This window comes from Serratia sp. 25CWL12 (genome assembly GCF_055790885.1).
This window is the reverse complement of the sequence record NZ_CM147698.1, coordinates 3,223,084-3,240,497: the sequence shown is the minus strand read 5'-3', so window position 1 is coordinate 3,240,497 and position 17,414 is coordinate 3,223,084. Positions and strand designations below refer to the sequence as shown.

19 protein-coding genes are annotated in these 17,414 nt (G+C 48.7%); 13 read left to right on the top strand and 6 right to left on the bottom strand.

Going from position 1 to position 17,414, the window contains the following annotated elements; all coding sequences use genetic code 11:
* Positions 1-94: 94 nt before the first annotated feature.
* The 5 genes from ACX9GV_RS13935 to ycaC all read right to left on the bottom strand — a co-directional run bounded on the left by ACX9GV_RS13935 (position 95) and on the right by ycaC (position 4,269).
* Complete coding sequence (locus ACX9GV_RS13935; RefSeq protein WP_023492811.1) at positions 95-634, bottom strand: YybH family protein; 540 nt, start codon at positions 632-634, stop codon at positions 95-97.
* 289 nt (positions 635-923) lie between these two features.
* Positions 924-1,463 (bottom strand): YybH family protein, encoded by a 540-nt coding sequence (locus ACX9GV_RS13930; RefSeq protein WP_023492810.1) that lies wholly within the window; start codon positions 1,461-1,463, stop codon positions 924-926.
* A gap of 110 nt (positions 1,464-1,573) precedes the next feature.
* A complete protein-coding gene (locus tag ACX9GV_RS13925; RefSeq protein WP_023492809.1) occupies positions 1,574-2,245 on the bottom strand; it encodes a CDGSH iron-sulfur domain-containing protein in 672 nt (223 codons plus the stop codon).
* 80 nt (positions 2,246-2,325) lie between these two features.
* Positions 2,326-3,564 carry a hypothetical protein gene (locus ACX9GV_RS13920; protein WP_023492808.1) on the bottom strand — a complete coding sequence of 413 codons (1,239 nt, stop codon included), beginning with the start codon at positions 3,562-3,564 and terminating at the stop codon, positions 2,326-2,328.
* A gap of 78 nt (positions 3,565-3,642) precedes the next feature.
* Positions 3,643-4,269 (bottom strand): isochorismate family cysteine hydrolase YcaC, encoded by a 627-nt coding sequence (gene ycaC, locus ACX9GV_RS13915; RefSeq protein ID WP_023492767.1) that lies wholly within the window; start codon positions 4,267-4,269, stop codon positions 3,643-3,645.
* Positions 4,270-4,872: 603 nt separating this feature from the next.
* Here ycaC and ACX9GV_RS13910 point away from each other — a divergent pair.
* The 5 genes from ACX9GV_RS13910 to lpxP all read left to right on the top strand — a co-directional run bounded on the left by ACX9GV_RS13910 (position 4,873) and on the right by lpxP (position 8,858).
* Complete coding sequence (locus ACX9GV_RS13910; RefSeq protein ID WP_473195929.1) at positions 4,873-5,778, top strand: LysR substrate-binding domain-containing protein; 906 nt, start codon at positions 4,873-4,875, stop codon at positions 5,776-5,778.
* Positions 5,779-6,143: 365 nt separating this feature from the next.
* On the top strand, positions 6,144-6,638 hold the full coding sequence (locus tag ACX9GV_RS13905) for a GlcG/HbpS family heme-binding protein (protein WP_023490987.1): 495 nt from the start codon (positions 6,144-6,146) through the stop codon (positions 6,636-6,638).
* A gap of 244 nt (positions 6,639-6,882) precedes the next feature.
* Positions 6,883-7,176 carry a type I toxin-antitoxin system antitoxin YafN gene (yafN, locus tag ACX9GV_RS13900; RefSeq protein WP_023490988.1) on the top strand — a complete coding sequence of 98 codons (294 nt, stop codon included), beginning with the start codon at positions 6,883-6,885 and terminating at the stop codon, positions 7,174-7,176.
* Between the two features lie 37 nt (positions 7,177-7,213).
* Entirely contained in the window at positions 7,214-7,603 is a 390-nt protein-coding gene (locus ACX9GV_RS13895; protein ID WP_473198041.1) for a type II toxin-antitoxin system YafO family toxin, read from the top strand.
* A 334-nt stretch (positions 7,604-7,937) separates the two neighbouring features.
* The gene (gene lpxP, locus ACX9GV_RS13890; RefSeq protein WP_473195928.1) at positions 7,938-8,858 is read left to right on the top strand and encodes a kdo(2)-lipid IV(A) palmitoleoyltransferase; all 921 of its coding nucleotides are present in this window, start codon (positions 7,938-7,940) and stop codon (positions 8,856-8,858) included.
* Positions 8,859-8,951: 93 nt separating this feature from the next.
* On the opposite strand, the gene ACX9GV_RS13885 is transcribed toward lpxP, so the two are convergent.
* Entirely contained in the window at positions 8,952-9,761 is an 810-nt protein-coding gene (locus ACX9GV_RS13885) for a DeoR family transcriptional regulator (RefSeq protein WP_473198040.1), read from the bottom strand.
* A 247-nt stretch (positions 9,762-10,008) separates the two neighbouring features.
* On the opposite strand from ACX9GV_RS13885, the gene kbaZ reads away from it, so the two are divergent.
* The 8 genes from kbaZ to kbaY all read left to right on the top strand — a co-directional run bounded on the left by kbaZ (position 10,009) and on the right by kbaY (position 17,388).
* Positions 10,009-11,289: a tagatose-bisphosphate aldolase subunit KbaZ gene (gene kbaZ, locus ACX9GV_RS13880; RefSeq protein WP_473195927.1), complete on the top strand. Its 1,281-nt coding sequence runs from the start codon at positions 10,009-10,011 to the stop codon at positions 11,287-11,289.
* 35 nt (positions 11,290-11,324) lie between these two features.
* Positions 11,325-11,798: a PTS N-acetylgalactosamine transporter subunit IIB gene (gene agaV / locus ACX9GV_RS13875; protein ID WP_023490993.1), complete on the top strand. Its 474-nt coding sequence runs from the start codon at positions 11,325-11,327 to the stop codon at positions 11,796-11,798.
* Between the two features lie 10 nt (positions 11,799-11,808).
* Complete coding sequence (gene agaW / locus ACX9GV_RS13870; protein WP_473195926.1) at positions 11,809-12,591, top strand: PTS N-acetylgalactosamine transporter subunit IIC; 783 nt, start codon at positions 11,809-11,811, stop codon at positions 12,589-12,591.
* Complete coding sequence (gene agaE / locus ACX9GV_RS13865; RefSeq protein ID WP_473195925.1) at positions 12,581-13,456, top strand: PTS N-acetylgalactosamine transporter subunit IID; 876 nt, start codon at positions 12,581-12,583, stop codon at positions 13,454-13,456. Before agaW ends, agaE begins: the two co-directional genes overlap by 11 nt.
* A gap of 24 nt (positions 13,457-13,480) precedes the next feature.
* On the top strand, positions 13,481-13,915 hold the full coding sequence (gene agaF / locus ACX9GV_RS13860; protein WP_473195924.1) for a PTS galactosamine/N-acetylgalactosamine transporter subunit IIA: 435 nt from the start codon (positions 13,481-13,483) through the stop codon (positions 13,913-13,915).
* Complete coding sequence (gene nagA, locus ACX9GV_RS13855; RefSeq protein WP_473195923.1) at positions 13,912-15,045, top strand: N-acetylglucosamine-6-phosphate deacetylase; 1,134 nt, start codon at positions 13,912-13,914, stop codon at positions 15,043-15,045. The genes agaF and nagA overlap by 4 nt, the downstream gene beginning before the upstream one ends.
* A gap of 306 nt (positions 15,046-15,351) precedes the next feature.
* Positions 15,352-16,497 (top strand): SIS domain-containing protein, encoded by a 1,146-nt coding sequence (locus tag ACX9GV_RS13850; RefSeq protein WP_473195922.1) that lies wholly within the window; start codon positions 15,352-15,354, stop codon positions 16,495-16,497.
* A gap of 12 nt (positions 16,498-16,509) precedes the next feature.
* The gene (gene kbaY / locus ACX9GV_RS13845) at positions 16,510-17,388 is read left to right on the top strand and encodes a tagatose-bisphosphate aldolase subunit KbaY (protein ID WP_473195921.1); all 879 of its coding nucleotides are present in this window, start codon (positions 16,510-16,512) and stop codon (positions 17,386-17,388) included.
* Positions 17,389-17,414: the final 26 nt, after the last annotated feature.

The following is a 17,414-nucleotide window of genomic DNA, read 5'->3' as shown; positions in this document are numbered from 1 at the left end:
AAATATCTCGCTATTTTCATATTTATCTTTAAATTAACCTCTGACTTCAAAACATGCGCTTTGAATTGGAGGAAGTCTCCTGAAAACAGAATTTTTAGGGTTGCCCTTGCTCAATATCATTATTGAACATGAACAGAGCCAACTTCCAGGTACCATCGACCTTGCGGAGTACGAACGTTTCACGACTGCTGACTTTTACTTTTTTTCCTGTCTCCCGTATCGTGGCTGTTTGGCCTAGAGGGTGGTGCGTGCGGACATACGCCATATCACCGGAACTAGAAACCTGGATGACATCATAAACATAATCTGCTGAATTTTTGATTTGTTTGAAAAGGCCGTCATAAATCTTTGCTATTTGCTCAGGCGTGGAAGCTGTGAGGGTGTTGTCCCACTCCGCCACGCCATTCTTGGCAAAAAGCTTCACAATGGCTTGGGTATCACCCTGATTCAGTGCATTTTGGTACTGATGAACTGCGTCATAGACTTGCAATTGCTTGGCATGCGTGGCTGCATCACCGGTGAGCGGCAGACCCTCAGGTGGCGCCGCAGAAGCAGAGGCGAAAGGCCCTGCCAGCGTGCCAACCAAGGCTAATACGCTAGCGCTTATACGTAACGATCTGAAATTATGTTTCATAAAAAACCTCTATCTGATTAATAAAAACGCTTTATCTAGGGAGGACGATAATTTCCCGCGATATAACGTTGTTCCATAATTCGGTTTTTCTTGCACAAAAGAAGTACTCAAAGAAATTATTTTGCTATAAAGCAAGATTATCTCGATGTTTAACGGGGCTTACTCATACTTTGTTCAATAACGCCGCAAGCCCCAGTTAAATATTTTCCTTAATCAGTTTTAGATCATTACCGCGACCACTTTAAACTGCTTTTCGGCATATAACACCATACCGACAATCACACATTCATTAACCCTGACCTTGCACAGGGTCATTATTAAATGTGAACAGAACCAGCTTCCAGATGTCATCGATCTTGCGCAATATAAACACGCCACGACTACTGATTTTTACCTTTTCTCCCGTCGCCCGTACTGTCGCTATTTGACCAAGCGGGACGTGCGTGCGGACAAACGCCATATCACCGGAACTGGAAACCTCAATGGCATCATAAATAAATTCTGCCGAATTTTTCATTTTTTTGAAAAGGTCATTGTTAATCTTTGCTATTTGCTCGGGTGTGGAGGCGGTGAGCGTGTTGTTCCACTCCTCTACGCCATTTTTGGCAAAAAGTTTCACAATGGCTGGGGTATCGTTCTGGTTCAGCGCGTTTTGGTACTGATGAATGACATTATAGACTTGCAATTGCGCGGCATGCATGGACGCATCGCCGGTGAGTGGCAGATTCCCAAGTGGTGCCGCAGAAGCAGAAGCGAAAGGTCCTGCCAGCGTACCGACCAAGGCTAATACGCTAGCGCTTGTACGTAACGATGTGAAATAATCCTTCATAAAAGACCTCTATCTGAATAACAAAGTTATTTGGTTTGTTCAGAACTGAGCATTCGATCAAAAAAACATTCCTACGTTTTAGTTTGCCTTTATTTGAGTCTTATCTCTTTTTAGCTCTTGTCTTTAAATCCGATACTAACGTGAGAGCCATCACAGAAAGGTTTATTAGCGGAAGCACCGCAGCGGCAAAGCGCTAAGCGATTACGTTGTTCGTAATCACCGGTTTCTGCTGAATCAAGAGCAACGTCTCCACGGACATAGAGGCCTGCGCTGACACCTTTTTCTGGATCTTCAACCACGCAAATCACCGCTTCGTATTCGTCTTCCACCAGATTGCTATCAACCAATGCAGTCAGACGCCCAGATGGACAGGCGCTGGCACCAATAATAGCCTCTGCTTTATTACTGGGGTTACTGGATTTTTCGGTCAGTGTCCAGACCTCAACACCATGTTTTCTGTGGCAAAAACGCCCAAAGGCACAGCGGTTATCATCCAGAAGCTCAAACCCATCGCCTTGCTCAACTTGTACCCGGTCAAGATAAGGCGCTTTGTTGGCGGTTTCTGTACCATCAAAATGGGCGGTACTATGTGAGCCGTCACAGAAGGGTTTATTCTTTGAGTGGCCACAGCGGCACAGGCTATAATTATCTTGCGTCTCGAAGGTTTTAACGGTGTTTTGCTGCATAACACCATCTTTACCAGGGGAATTGATCACTCCAACGAGTTTGGTTTTTCCCGTAATCAGGTAAGGACCATTTTTGGCGATGGTAATTTTATTCATAAGAGCTTTCCATTATTTTAAAAAATCACTTTCTAGCCGCAAGCCAGCCCCAAAAATAGAGCTGGCTTGTCAGTGGTTAATTAATTGCCGGTTGTAGTGACATGACCAATACGTAATGCATTGACCGTCCCAAGAATTTCCAGCTTGTTAATGTCCTTGCCATGGGCCATCACGCCACCATCTATTTCAATTTCTTGTACCGAGCCACCAGGCTTAACGCTGAGAGCAATGGCCGATAAGGTGACAACCACCCCTTTGACTAATGAGTCACCGGTACCCCCGAAGGTTTCGATGCCCCGGTGCACACACAGGCGGCCAATCGGTTTGCTGATCTGAATGCCGATGGCACCATCCGCATGCGTGGTGATACGATCGAACTCGGCGACATTCACGCAGCCGTCATAGACGTTAAACCCACGAGCGCCCTGACCGAAGGTTTCAATCGGGGCACGTACATACAGCTCATTCACATTGCCGAAATTGACAAAACCGATGCCGCTAGGGCCATATGAAGTCAGTTTGGCCTCTGCCTCCCAAAGGTCAACGCTGCCCCAATTATCCAGCACCATATCGTTGACACCGTAGGTCACTACTGGGCCTTTGTTGCGGACCACATCGACGAAAGCGTTATATACCGTGAAGACACCACCGGTAATCTGGTTTGGCGTCCCTGGCGCAATTTTGCCATCGCTGTAGACGGCTCGGGTTTCAAGGAGGGGGGCACTGAGTTTGCCCCCGTTTAAAGAACCACTGACAAAGATACCGCTGCCAAACACCGGTGCGTTGGCTCTACCGGCAGAAAGGCCAACCAGGTTTGCGGTGATCATAACGCTTTGGTCGCTCTGTGTGTTCCATAATGTGAATGCCCCTTGGGTCACATTAACCCCATAGCCATTGGGCTTTTCATTTAGCGCACGGGTATCCGCTGCAATCACATCCAACCCGTCGACCTCAACATGCCCAGCGCGGACTTTGTCCTGTGCAAGAATTTGCACTTGTCCAATAGTAGAAATTTGGCTCAGCTGCAGTCGGCCTAAGTTATCAAGCTGGGTATCGTTAAAAATAGCCCGTTTATCAACTGATGTTTCCAGATAAAGCCCTGTAACCTGGTTGTCGCAAGTCAGTTGCAGGCCATCGACGCCTTGGGCAAACAACAGCTTTGCTTCTTCATTCTCACCACTCAGTATCTTGCCCGGGGCCAAGCGGATGGAGGGCAGCTTGGAAAGGGCACCACGTACAATGATGTGCTGGCAGGTATTGTCTTCAAGTACCGCTTGTAATGCTTCGACGGTGGATACGATTTTCGATGAAACAGTCATAGTATTTTTGTCCCGGTATTCGGTATTCGGTATTCGGTATTGTTTGTCTGTAATGATCTCAAACCATGAGATCGTTGTTTATTTTTTAGCTATTGCAGCGTTGTAGCTGGCCATTACATTGCTGTAGTCTGGAATATGGTTGGCAAACAATGTTCCTATGCCCTCAATATCATTTCGCCAGTCGCGATGTAATTCACAAGCAACGCCAAACCAAGACATCAGTTGTGCACCAGCTTGCGACATGCGATCCCATGCGGCATTGCGGGTGATTTCGTTGAAAGTACCGGAGGCGTCGGTGACCACAAACACGTCATATCCTGCTTCTATAGCGGATAATACCGGGAATGTTACACACACCTCGGTGACGATACCTGCAATAATCAGTTGTTTCTTACCTGTTGCTTTAACGGCATTAACGAAATCTTCATTATCCCAAGCATTAATATTACCGGGGCGGGCAATATAAGGGGCGTCAGGAAATAGTTTTTTAATCTCAGGGAACATTGGGCCATTCGGTCCCACCTCGAAACTGGTGGTAAGAATGCTGGGTAACTTGAAATACTTGGCCATATCAGCGAGAGCCAACACGTTATTTATAAACTTATCGGGTTCAATATCATGGACTAAAGACATCAATCCCGCCTGATGGTCAATAAATAGAACGGCGGCATCATTTTTATCAAGACGGATATAAGGTTTGCTCATTACATTCTCCTAAGGAATAAGTAACTGATTGATTATCTTTAACTCACCAAAATAAATTCATAACTACATTTTATTGAAGTAAATACTATTAAAATAAGTAAGGTTTTATTGGTAATCACACGCACATTTATGAGAACCGTACCGTACAATATTGCTAACATGGCGTTCCCGCCTTCAGGCAGCGTAAATGCGCTTAAACTAACTAGTGATAACCAGAGTCTCAGATATTCATCGGGTGGAATAGCATTTTTTATGTCATATTCCCGCACCAGTTTCCCCCATTACAGCTGTCCAGGGACAATAACCCCACTTTCTCTAGGTGATCCCGTCGGAAATAATAAAGTGGTAGCAGCGTAATCAAGCATCAGGAAAGGGCGACTTTGTTTGCTACGAGTGAAGTATGAAAACAGTGTCCTTACCGGGAGAATAATCTCCAATCTAATGATGCTGAAACGTACTGTGAATACCCAAATCCTTTTTTGGTTAGCACTTGGTGACAGGTATGTCAGCCGACTGTTAAGAGAGTATAGATTTACACTTCATCCCTCGGTAGTATGGTAATTTGGTTATCACTTTTCTATTTTTAGAATGATGAACGATATTATGCAGGATTTGAATGACCTCTATTACTTTGTACAAATCGTGAAATATGGTGGTTTAGCGCCAGCTAGCCGGGCATTGGGTATCCCTATCTCTAAGCTAAGTCGCCGCCTTGCCATGCTGGAAGAGCGGTTGCACGTTCGTCTGATTAAGCGTTCGACACGCCAATTCTTTGTGACGGAAATCGGCCAAACCTACTATGGACATTGCTTGGCGATGTTGAGCGAAGCGGAAGCCGCACAACAATCTATTGAGGCGGTAAGGGCAGAGCCGTGTGGCAAGATTCGCATTACCTGCCCTGTGACGTTGGTTCAGGCTCATGTAGGCGTTATGCTGGCTGACTTTATGGCGCAGTACCCACTGCTGACAGTAGAATTGGAAGTAACCAGTCGGCAAGTGGATATGATCAGTGAAGGGGTGGACTTGTCTATCTACGTGCGCCCACCACCGCTGCAGGACAGTAATCTGGTTATGCGTATTTTAAGCGATTGTGGGCAATCGATGGTTGCCAGCCCAAAGTTGGTTCACCAGTATGGTGGGGTCCCCTTGTTACCCTGTGAACTTAATCGGCTACCCAGTCTCAGCCGGCCATCGCCACAAGCCAGTTGCTGGACACTTTACAACCAGGATGACATACGGGCTGTGGTGTACCATACCCCACGTTTTATCACTATGGACTGGATGGTACTAAGAGATGCGGCAATGGCCGGTGTAGGGATTGCGCAACTACCATTGATGGTCGTGAGCCAACAGCTTAAAGAAGGTTCACTCATCAAGTTGGTACCTGAATGGGCTCCTATTAGAGAGTTAATCCATGTTGTCTTCCCCACAAAACGTGGGTTATTACCTGCTGTCCGTCTGTTGATCGACTATTTGGCCCTGCGTTTCGCGGAACTGCATCTCGATTAAAGTGGCAACTGTAATCATCCCTTAAATTAGACCTATTCACATTTATAGACCTTCTGGCATACATCTTTTGCCAAAAAAGGAGAGTATTATGCGCAAAACACGATTTACTGAGCATCAGATCATTGCCGTGCTAAAGTTTGTCGAGGCTGGAGGCTCGGTGAAATATGCATGTATCTCTGGATGATTTTCATGTTAGTCAATGTCTACCACTTCAACACTATGGCCATATAACGCTCTCATATCGTGAACAGGCTAGGTAATTATACGTAGCAAAACGAGTAGTCACCCGAGTGTTTTTTCACCATTTAGTGCCGTAACATAACCGTACCGTGATGAAATCACTTCACTAACAATAAGGATTTTATATGATCAAGCCTATTGCCCTAACATCCGCCTTATTCATTGGCTTGATAGCTCAAGCCTCTGCTGCAGGTCTGAATACGGAACATAATATCTCTCAGGCGCTGGCCACCGATTTGGCAAGCCGTACTCTTGCTGCTTGTCAGGCTGATGGCTACAACGTGTCGGTCACTGTTGTTGACCGTGCGGGTATCATCAAAACTGTGTTACGTGCTGATAATGCCGGCCCGCACACGGTTAAAGCCAGCGAGCAAAAAGCCTTTACGGCACTATCGACTAAAACCCCAAGCGGGCAAGTGATGGAAAACAGCCAAAAGACACCAGCGGCAAATAACCTGAAAGATATTCCAGGGTTCTTGCTGTTAGGTGGTGGTGTGCCAGTGAAAGCAGGGGATGAAGTTGTTGGTGCGGTCGGTGTTGCCGGTGCGCCAGGCGGGCACTTGGACGCACTATGTGCGACAAAGGCACTGGAACAAATCAGCGCTCAGTTAAAAGCATAAGATTATAACGAAAACGCCCCACCCTCAGTGTCGAAAGGGGGCGTTTTTGTGATCGACTCCCGATGATCGACCAAGGCAATTTTCAGCGACAAAAGAAGTGCAACAATCTATTTGTGGGCTATTTCACGCCACGCTCAGTGACCAACTTCATCCAGCCGTTACCGTTATTTTTCATAGACATATAATTGATGTATTTTTTATGTACATTATAATGTATTCAACAAAACACAAATTTAGGTGTTCTATGGAACGTATCCTCGCAGAAAAATCTATCAACATCACCGAGTTAAGAAAAAACCCGGCGAAATACTTCATTGACGAGCCTGTCGCTGTGCTGTCGAACAACCGTCCCGCTGGCTACATGGTCAGTGCCAAGGTGTTTGAAGCGCTAATTGATCTATTAGAAGAAAAACAGGGCAGGGTTCATACCGTAGCGCGTTTCAGGCCAACGGCTGAGCGTTTAAGTGATATTGCGGATAGTGGGAAGAAACTGCTGCAAAATGCCTCTGGCAAGGATTTAACTGAGTTCACGGAATGAGCATCAGAGTATTCAAGTCAGCACTAATTAGCCAACAATTAAGTCAGCACTAATTAGCCAACAATTAAGTCAGCAAGAGCTTGATGATTTGGTGGCAGATTTTCTTTGTTATAAAAAAGACGGTATGTTGCCCGATACATTGGGTCGTGATGCATTCTATGATGATGACCGCACCTATCCTTTGGTAAAAGAAGAGCAAGTGGCCCACATTCATCTTGCCGATGCGGATGCCCCATTTCCTAAGTTTTTACGTCAGTTCAAACGAACCAGCGATCAGGCCCATCTGGTTTACTGCCAAGGTGCCATGGATCCCGATGCCTACCTGCTGATTATCATCCTGAAACCCGAAGCGCATAAAATGGCACGTAACAATAACCATATGCATAAGATTGGAAAAATAGCTGAAGCGTTCAGGATGAAATATTGAGGGGCAGCCGGATCCGCTATTGCCCCAAGTGGATAAGCGGTGTTATGTCTTGTCGTTTATCGGCGGGGTTGGTCGCGAAGTTGCTTAAACACTAGGCACTGATAAAACAGCCACCAGAAAGTCGATAATATTGTGTATAAATCTTGTCCATAAGGGACATAGGTAACCTTTACTCAATCAGTAAACCACATCTTGCTGTAAGTGAATAACCTGGCAGCAGAGTTGACCAATAGCCATTAAACGATCATCATTACCCGTTGTCTGAGTGTTGTAACGCAATAGAGTCAAGTCTTTATGCGCTACAGGGGTTTGCTTAAAACGCATAAGAGTCGATATGAAGCGTTCACAAAGTTTCCAACTTTCCTTGCTACATCCACGCTATTGGCTGACTTGGTTTGGCCTTTTGGTGCTGTTTCTGCTGGTTCAACTCCCCTATCCGTTAATGCATAAACTCGGCATGTGGATGGGGCGCACCTCAATGCGTTTTCTGAAGCGTCGAGTAACAATCACCCGTCGTAATCTGGAATTATGCTTTCCTGATATGGATAGCGCACAACGTGAACGGCAAATTATTGGTAACTTTGAATCTCTTGGTATGGGATTACTGGAAACCGGCATGGCCTGGTTCTGGCCAGATAAACGCGTTAAGCGCTGGTTCAGCGTTTCAGGTCTTGAACACTTGAATCAGGCGCAGCAGGGTGGTCGTGGTGCGCTGATGATTGGCGTACATTTTATGTCGCTCGAGCTTGGTGGCCGGGCGATGGGGTTATGTCAGCCGATGATGGCGATGTATCGCCCACACAATAACAAAGCCATGGAATGGGCGCAGACCAAAGGCCGCTTGCGTTCCAACAAGTCGATGTTAGATCGTAAGGATCTGCGGGGCATGGTGCAATGCTTGAAAAGTGGTGAAGCAGTATGGTTTGCCCCTGATCAGGATTATGGCCCGCGCGGCAGTGTATTTGCTCCGCTGTTTGCCGTGGAGCAGGCAGCCACCACCAATGGCACCTTTATGCTGGTGCGTATGGCTAAACCGGCACTGGTACCAGTTGTTTTGATTCGTCGCCCCAATGCCTTAGGTTATGACCTGCTTATTCAACCTGAACTGGAAGGCTACCCACTCACTGATGATGTGGCGGCGGCAACGTATATGAATAAAGTGGTAGAAAAGGAGATTATGCGAGCCCCAGAACAATATTTGTGGCTGCACCGCCGTTTCAAAACCCGCCCAGCAGGTTCACCTTCTCTCTATTAAATCATCGTTTGCTGGGCATGAGAGACAACATCATTGCCCATCATTCCAATGACCAGAGGGGCCAGCAGCGTCCCTTTGTCTACAGCCCCGACTTTAATTGCCCACTAGCACCACTTGAACGCCGCTTCTACGCAACCCTTCAAGGCTTTCTGGCGCAATCTCACTGTCGGTGATCACCATATGGATACGTTGGGTATCAATGATTTTATGCAGGCTGGAACGATTAAACTTGCTGGAGTCGGTGACGACGATGATACGTTCTGCCACTTCACACATACGACGATTGATACGCGCTTCATCTTCGTTGTGAGTGCTCACTCCACGTTCCAGATCGATGGCATCAACCCCTAAAAATAACATATCGAAATGGTAGTTCTGTAAAGACTGGTCGGCCTGTTCGCCATAAAATGACTGGGATTGACGGCGCAAATGCCCCCCCGTCATTAACAGCTCAACCCCCTTGGCTTCCAACAACGCATTAGCAACATTCATGCCATTAGTCATGACGATCACTTCTTGATGCTGGCGCATAAGGCGAGCGATCTCATAGGTGGTGGTGCCAGAGTCGAGTATCACGCGGTGACCCGGTTTAATCAGGTCTGCGGCGACACGGGCGATACTCCGTTTCAGTGAAGTATTCAGGGTGCTTTTATCCTCTACTGAAGGCTCTGATGCCGGATTTAATGGTTCACATACCAGAGCACCACCATAGGCACGTACTGCGATCCCCTGTTTTTCCAGAAAGGCCAGGTCGTTACGGATCGTCACTGTGGAAACAGAGAAATAAGCTGATAAATCATTAACCTGAACGCTACCTTGTTGGCGTAAACGTTGAATGATCTGCTCGCGCCTTTCACTGGTACCAATGATGCGTTTATCTGGGACAGGTTCGCTGTTGTTCATCTTCATAAAGTCCTTTTTTTCATTTCTCTTCATTTCGTTTCTCTATTAATACCTTTCTTTTAGTGGAAAGCAAGCCAAGCAGAAGCAGATACTTTCAACTTCTTTACTTTTTATCTTTCGTTGTGTATCTTTTGTGAAACGGATCTCAATTTCACTGTCTTTCTATTTATTTTTATTTATCGATAAAGCACTATCCGGCGACACAAATCGAAAGACAAAGCACGAATAAACTCATGCGGAGAAGAAAGTGAAACATTTAACCGAGTTTGTGGCCAATCATAAGCAAGACCCTCGTTACGGCATTTTTGCAGTCTGTTCCGCTCATCCATTAGTGCTCGAAGCTGCGATACAACATGCTAAGGTCACTGACTCCCTATTGCTGATTGAAGCTACTTCAAACCAGGTTGATCAATATGGTGGCTATACCGGAATGACGCCCGCTGATTTTTGCCATTTCGTTCAACAACTGGCAGATAAACAGCATTTCCCTGTCGAACGGTTGATCCTGGGTGGAGACCATCTCGGCCCCAACCGCTGGCAGCAGCAAAACGCCAGTGACGCCATGGCCAAGGCCGAGGTGCTGATCCAGAGCTATGTCGCCGCCGGGTTCAAAAAAATCCATCTCGATTGCAGCATGTCCTGCGCTGATGACCCGGTGCCGTTAACCGACGCCATTGTTGCCGAACGCGCTGCCAGGTTAGCGGCAATTGCCGAACAAACCTGTATTGAGCAGTTTGGCGAGTCTGACCTGGTGTACATCATTGGTACCGAAGTTCCGGTGCCGGGTGGGGCCCATGAAACCTTGAGTACCTTGGCGGTGACGACACCACAAGCTGCAAGAGCCACGCTGGAAGCCCATCACCATGCCTTTGAACAACAGGGGCTCAATGATTTATGGCCACGTATTATAGGGCTAGTGGTACAACCAGGTGTTGAGTTTGATCATACACAGGTGATTGATTTTCAGCCACAGAACGCACTGGCGTTGAGCCAGATGATTGAGTCCTCAAGTACCATGGTGTTTGAAGCACACTCCACCGATTACCAAACCCCACTTGCCTTGCAACAACTGGTGCAACACCACTTTGCGATTCTGAAAGTGGGGCCAGCACTCACTTTTGCACTACGCGAAGCGCTGTTCTCACTGGCAGCGATCGAACAGGAACTGCGCCCGGCTCATCAATGCTCAGGTCTGCGTGATGTTTTAGAACATGTAATGCTGGAGCACCCTCAATACTGGCATCAGCACTATCACGGTGACCAGGGCACGTTACGTCTGGCTCGGAACTACAGCTACTCTGACCGCGTACGTTACTACTGGCCTGATCAGGATATTGAAGGGGCTTATACCCGGCTGATCAACAACCTGGCAAATGAGGCTATCCCGCTACCACTGATTAGCCAGTACCTGCCATTGCAGTATGCAAGGGTTCGTGAGGGGCTGCTTAGCCCAACGCCACATGAGCTGATTATCGATCATATTCAGGATGTGCTGCGCCAGTATCAAGCTGCCTGTATGAGTAACTAAGCATAGATTTAACACAATGATAATAAGGAAAAAAGATGCCAAACATTGTATTAAGCCGTATTGATGAGCGCCTGATCCATGGTCAGGTGGGGGTGCAGTGGGTCGGGTTTGCCGGGGCTAATCTGGTGCTCGTCGCCAACGATGAGGTTGCGGAAGATAGCGTGCAGCAAAACCTGATGGAGATGGTGCTTGCCGAAGGGATTGCCGTGCGTTTCTGGTCGCTGCAGAAGGTAATTGACAACATTCATCGTGCCGCCGACCGCCAGAAAATTTTGCTGGTGTGTAAAAACCCGCAAGATTTCCTCACGTTGGTCAACGGCAATGTGCCGATACCACGTATCAACGTCGGCAATATGCACTACGCCGACGGCAAACAGCAAATCGCCAAAACCGTTTCGGTAGATGAGCAGGACATTGCTGCGTTCAACGGCCTGAAAGAGGCTGGCGTAGGGTGTTTTGTCCAGGGCGTTCCCACTGAGCCGGCTCAGGATCTTTACAAACTTCTCTGAGGTATCTGTTATGGAAATCAGCTTATTACAAGCAGTAGCGCTAGGTGTCCTGGCCTTTATTGCCGGCTTGGATATGTTCAATGGTTTGACGCATATGCACCGTCCGGTGGTCTTGGGGCCCTTGGTTGGCCTGATTCTGGGCGACTTGCATACCGGTATTCTGACCGGGGGAACCTTGGAACTGGTGTGGATGGGGCTAGCACCGCTGGCGGGTGCACAACCGCCGAACGTGATTATCGGCACCATTGTGGGTACCGCCTTTGCCATCACCACTGGGGTAAAACCGGAAGTTGCCGTCGGGGTGGCGGTGCCATTTGCCGTTGCCGTGCAGATGGGCATTACCTTCCTGTTCTCTATTATGTCGGGGGTGATGTCACGGGCTGATCGCATGGCGGCCAGTGCCGATACCAAAGGGATTGAGCGCATCAACTACTTGGCGCTCTTGGCGCTGGGTGTTTTTTACTTCCTGTGCGCCTTTATGCCGATTTACTTCGGTGCTGAACACGCCAAGACGGCAATTGACGTACTGCCGGAGCGCCTGATCGAAGGCCTCGGTGTTGCAGGTGGCATCATGCCAGCCATTGGTTTTGCCGTACTGCTGAAGATCATGATGAAAAATGCCTATATCCCCTATTTCATTCTCGGCTTTGTCGGGGCTGCCTGGCTGAATTTGCCAGTGCTGGCGATTGCCGCTGCGGCACTTGCCATGGCTCTGATGGAGTTAATGCGTAAGGACCCGGCTCCCGCGCAACCTTCCCGTATTCAGAAAGAGGAATTCGAAGATGGTATCTAATACTCAAACTTTGTCACAAGCCAGCGAACAACAATCCCTGAACAGTGGCGGGAAAGACGATATCTATGAAGATCAAACCATTGGCGTGGAATTAACCAAGCAGGATATCAACCGTGTCGCTTGGCGTTCCATGTTGTTGCAGGCCTCGTTCAACTATGAGCGTATGCAGGCTTGCGGCTGGCTGTATGGCTTGCTTCCGGCGCTGAAAAAGATCCATACCAACCAACGTGACCTGGCTCGGTCCATGAAAGGCCACATGGGGTTCTTCAATACCCACCCATTCCTGGTCACCTTCGTGATTGGCATTATCCTGGCGATGGAGCGTTCCAAGCAGGATGTGAACAGTATCCAGAGTACCAAAATTGCTGTAGGGGCACCCCTTGGTGGGATTGGTGACGCCATGTTCTGGCTTACCCTGCTGCCAATTTGTGGCGGTATTGGTGCCAGCCTGGCACTGCAAGGTTCAATCCTTGGTGCGGTGGTGTTCTTGGTGATGTTTAACGTTGTCCATCTCGGGTTGCGTTTCGGCCTTGCTCATTATGCATATCGCAAAGGGGTGGCGGCAATCCCGCTGATTAAAGCCAACACCCGGAAAGTGGGTCACGCTGCCTCCATCATCGGGATGACGGTGATTGGCGCGCTGGTAGCCACTTATGTGCGTCTGTCCACCACGCTGGAAATTAAAGCTGGGGATGCCGTCGTGAAACTGCAGGCTGATGTGATCGACAAGCTGATGCCCGCCTTTTTGCCACTGGTCTACACCCTGATGATGTACGCCCTGGTGCGTCGTGGTTGGAGTCCGCTACGTCTGATTGCCATCACGGTGCTATTGGCGATTGTCGGAAAGTTTGCCCACTTTCTGTAATGCCCTGAAAAAATAGGAGAGAAGATGTTAAGTATTATTCTGAGCGGTCACGGCGGGTTTGCCAGTGGCTTGGAAAAGGCGATGAATCAGATCCTCGGTGAGCAGCCACAGATTATCGCCATCGATTTTCCAGAAAGCTCAACCACGGCACTGCTGACCCGCCAGTTTGAAGAGGCACTAGCCCAGCTTGATGAGAGCGATGGGGTGATCTTTTTAACTGATTTACTGGGCGGTACCCCGTTTCGTGTGGCTTCAACCCTGGCGATGCAGAAACCTGGGCGTGAAGTGCTGACTGGCATCAATCTACAACTGTTGTTAGAGATGGCGCTGGAGCGAGATGGATTGAGCAGTGAAGCGTTTCGTGAAATGGCACTGGAGTGTGGGCACCGTGGTTTAACCAGCTTGGTGGATGAAATGGCTCGCCAACGTACAGCAGAAGCGGTCGAAGAGGGGATATGAGTGTGCTGCTGCGAGCCAGAAGAGTCCTGACTGATCACGGCTGGTTGGACGACCATCAATTGCGTATCGAAGGCGGTATTATTACCACCATTGAGCCCATCCCCATCAATGTCACGCGGCGGGATGCCGAGTTGTTGTGTCCCGCTTATATCGATCTTCACGTGCATGGGGGCGCAGGCCTTGATGTCATGGATGATAAGCCCGGTGTACTGGATAAACTGGCGTTACACAAAGCGAGTGAAGGTGTCGGTTATTGGTTACCAACCACAGTAACCGCACCATTGGTAGAGATAGAAAACATACTGCGACGTATTGCTCATTATCGGCACAGCGATAATGCCGGTGCGGTGATATTGGGCAGCTATCTTGAAGGGCCTTACTTCACACCGCACAACCGGGGAGCTCATCCAGCGGAGTTATTTCGTGAACTGGATATCACCGAACTGGATCGGTTAATTGATATTTCACATAACACCTTACGAGTGGTCGCCTTGGCGGCAGAAAAACCGGGGGCGCTGGCGGCAATCAAACACCTGAAAAGCCGTGGTGTTCGCGTCATGCTTGGCCATAGCGCGGCCACTTATGACCAAACCATGAGTGCCTTTGCTGCTGGCGCCGACGGACTGGTGCACTGCTTTAATGGCATGAGTGGCCTGCACCACCGTGACCCCGGCATGGTGGGGGCGGGTTTGACTGACAAACAGGCCTGGTTGGAGCTGATTGCCGATGGTCATCATCTTCATCCGGCAGTGATGGACATCACCTGCCGCTGTGCCAAAAACCGCATTATCTTGATTACCGATGCGATGCGTGCCGCCGGAATGCCAGATGGTGATTACGCTATCTGTGGTTATCAAGTCACGATGCGTGATGGTGTGGTGCGAACCGCTTCCGGTAGTTTGGCAGGCAGTACCTTGGCGCTGGATGCTGCCGTGCGCAATCTGGTCGATCAGGTGGGTGTGTCGGCAGAAGATGCCATCCGCATGGCTTCGCTACATCCAGCCCGCCTATTGGGCCTGGATGACCGGATAGGCTCGATCTCTCCCGGCAAGCATGCCAGCGTGATAGCCCTTGATAGTCGGCTTCGGTTGCAAAATATTTGGCTTAATGGCGTGGCCGTTCCCCTTTAGTACTTTCGTTTGCTCCATGCTGTTCGGTGACATGCTGTCGCATGGGGCTTTCTTTTTGTTTTCTAATCATGATTTTGTTGATGTTTTAATAACGGGCCAGCGAAAAGGAAAGATAACGGAGCTGTTAATTTATCTTTGTGTTTTGTTTTCTTTCTTTTTGTGGTTGATCTTGCATTTCGTTTTGTGTAGCTTCTAGGGGTGTACTCAGTGAATCAAACAAAACGAAATGAAAGATGATTGCACTTTGCGATGATTACACTTTGCTTCGTGCTACCCCATTGAATATGCCTGACTAAGGACCGACTGATGAGTAAAACCTACGCAGCTAACACCTCGAGCTGGACCGAAAAAGAGATCCGTCAACAACCCGCGTGTTGGTTACAATCGTTAAAAAATATCGACAGTTTACGTGGTGCTATCGATGCTTTCCTAGCGCCGCTGTTGCAGAATCAGGCACTGAAAATTGTGCTGACGGGCGCCGGAACCTCGGCGTTTATCGGTGATATGATAGCCCCTTGGTTGGCCCGTCATACCGGTAACAACGTGGTTGCGATACCCACGACGGACCTGGTGAGCAACCCTGCCGATTATCTGTACGCTGACCAACCTACATTGCTGGTCTCTTTCGCCCGTTCAGGGAACAGCCCTGAAAGCGTTGCCGCCGTCGACCTGGCTAACCAGATTGTGCGCAACTGTCACCATCTGGTGATTACCTGCAACGAAGCGGGAAGCCTGTATCAAAGCGCCACTGAAAGTGATAATGCATTGGCGTTACTGATGCCAGCCCAAACTCATGATCGTGGCTTCGCCATGACCAGCAGTATCACTACCATGATGGTGAGCTGTTTGGCGGTATTTGCCGCTGATGTGATCAATAGCCGCACTTTCAACGATGTTGCGGCGCGTAGTGAACAGATTATCGATTCCCAAGGGGATTTCAGTGAGATGATATTTGGCGATCTGCCATTTAAACGCATCGTCTACCTGGGGAGTGGTGGCCTACAGGGGGTCGCGCGCGAAGCGGCACTGAAGGTGTTGGAGTTGACCGCCGGTAAACTGGCTGCATTTTACGATTCACCTACGGGCTTCCGCCATGGTCCTAAATCATTGGTTGACAAGGAAACCCTGGTCGTGGTGTTGGTGTCCAACCATCCTTATACCCGTCAGTATGACCTGGATTTGCTAGCGGAATTGCGCCGTGAGCAACAGGCGATGCGCGTAGTGGCGATTTCTGCTACCACCAGCCCGGAAATTGACGCTGGCCCCTCTATTCTATTGCCTGCATCCCGCGATTTTCTCGACATTGAGCAGGCATTCTGCTTCCTGATCTATGCCCAAATCTTTGCACTGACCGAATCCATTAAAGCGGGGATTACCCCGGATACCCCTTCCGCCAGCGGTACGGTAAACCGTGTGGTGCAAGGTGTAGTTATTCATCCCTGGAAAGGCTAAGAGGATCATCCCATGAGCATTATTTCTACCAAATATCTGCTGCAAGACGCTCAGGCCAGAGGTTATGCGGTGCCTGCGTTCAATATTCACAATGCGGAAACCATCCAGGCGATCCTCGACGTCTGCCAAGAGATGCAATCACCGGTGATCTTGGCGGGCACGCCGGGTACCTTCAAACATATTGCGTTTAGTGAAATTTACGCACTGTGTGAAGCCTACTCGGAAAGCTACGATATGCCGCTGGCGCTGCACCTTGACCACCATGAATCTTTGGCTGATATCAGCAATAAAGTTAAGGCGGGCGTTCGTAGTGCGATGATTGATGGCAGCCACTTTCCATTTGCTGAGAACGTTAATCTGGTGAGTTCGGTTGTGGAGTTTTGCCATCGCTATGATTGCAGTGTTGAAGCTGAATTAGGCCGCTTGGGTGGGGTGGAAGACGATATGAGCGTTGACGCCGAAAGTACCTTCTTGACTGACCCGCAAGAAGCCAGCCGCTTTGTCACTTTAACCGGTGTTGATAGCCTGGCTGTAGCGATTGGCACCGCCCATGGCCTTTACACCCAACGCCTGAATATTGACTTCAAACGTCTGGCGGAAATTCGTGAAATGGTCTCTATTCCGTTGGTGCTTCATGGTGCTAGTGATGTCCCTGACGCCTTGGTGCGACGGGCGATTCAACTGGGAGTTTGTAAGGTCAATGTGGCCACTGAACTCAAAATTGCTTTCGCTGGCGCAGTGAAAGCGTGGTTTATCGATAACCCGCAAGGCAATGATCCACGCTATTACATGCGTGTTGGGATGGATGCAATGAAAGAGGTGGTTCGTAGCAAAATCACAGTTTGCGGTTCGGCTGACAAGCTGGTTCGGCAAATTGCCAATGCCTCTTGAGTATTCACTGCCATTGATTGATTGAT

Excerpts from the sequence above, each read along its gene's own strand:
- agaW (WP_473195926.1), top strand. The coding sequence starts at position 11,809 with ATGGAAATCAGCTTATTACAAGCAGTAGCGCTAGGTGTCCTGGCCTTT.
- ACX9GV_RS13850 (WP_473195922.1), top strand. The coding sequence starts at position 15,352 with ATGAGTAAAACCTACGCAGCTAACACCTCGAGCTGGACCGAAAAAGAG.
- ACX9GV_RS13910 (WP_473195929.1), top strand. The coding sequence starts at position 4,873 with ATGCAGGATTTGAATGACCTCTATTACTTTGTACAAATCGTGAAATAT.
- agaV (WP_023490993.1), top strand. The coding sequence starts at position 11,325 with ATGCCAAACATTGTATTAAGCCGTATTGATGAGCGCCTGATCCATGGT.
- ACX9GV_RS13925 (WP_023492809.1), bottom strand. The coding sequence starts at position 2,245 with ATGAATAAAATTACCATCGCCAAAAATGGTCCTTACCTGATTACGGGA.
- ACX9GV_RS13930 (WP_023492810.1), bottom strand. The coding sequence starts at position 1,463 with ATGAAGGATTATTTCACATCGTTACGTACAAGCGCTAGCGTATTAGCC.
- ACX9GV_RS13935 (WP_023492811.1), bottom strand. The coding sequence starts at position 634 with ATGAAACATAATTTCAGATCGTTACGTATAAGCGCTAGCGTATTAGCC.
- agaE (WP_473195925.1), top strand. The coding sequence starts at position 12,581 with ATGGTATCTAATACTCAAACTTTGTCACAAGCCAGCGAACAACAATCC.
- ycaC (WP_023492767.1), bottom strand. The coding sequence starts at position 4,269 with ATGAGCAAACCTTATATCCGTCTTGATAAAAATGATGCCGCCGTTCTA.
- agaF (WP_473195924.1), top strand. The coding sequence starts at position 13,481 with ATGTTAAGTATTATTCTGAGCGGTCACGGCGGGTTTGCCAGTGGCTTG.
- nagA (WP_473195923.1), top strand. The coding sequence starts at position 13,912 with ATGAGTGTGCTGCTGCGAGCCAGAAGAGTCCTGACTGATCACGGCTGG.
- yafN (WP_023490988.1), top strand. The coding sequence starts at position 6,883 with ATGGAACGTATCCTCGCAGAAAAATCTATCAACATCACCGAGTTAAGA.
- lpxP (WP_473195928.1), top strand. The coding sequence starts at position 7,938 with ATGAAGCGTTCACAAAGTTTCCAACTTTCCTTGCTACATCCACGCTAT.
- ACX9GV_RS13905 (WP_023490987.1), top strand. The coding sequence starts at position 6,144 with ATGATCAAGCCTATTGCCCTAACATCCGCCTTATTCATTGGCTTGATA.
- kbaY (WP_473195921.1), top strand. The coding sequence starts at position 16,510 with ATGAGCATTATTTCTACCAAATATCTGCTGCAAGACGCTCAGGCCAGA.
- ACX9GV_RS13885 (WP_473198040.1), bottom strand. The coding sequence starts at position 9,761 with ATGAACAACAGCGAACCTGTCCCAGATAAACGCATCATTGGTACCAGT.
- ACX9GV_RS13920 (WP_023492808.1), bottom strand. The coding sequence starts at position 3,564 with ATGACTGTTTCATCGAAAATCGTATCCACCGTCGAAGCATTACAAGCG.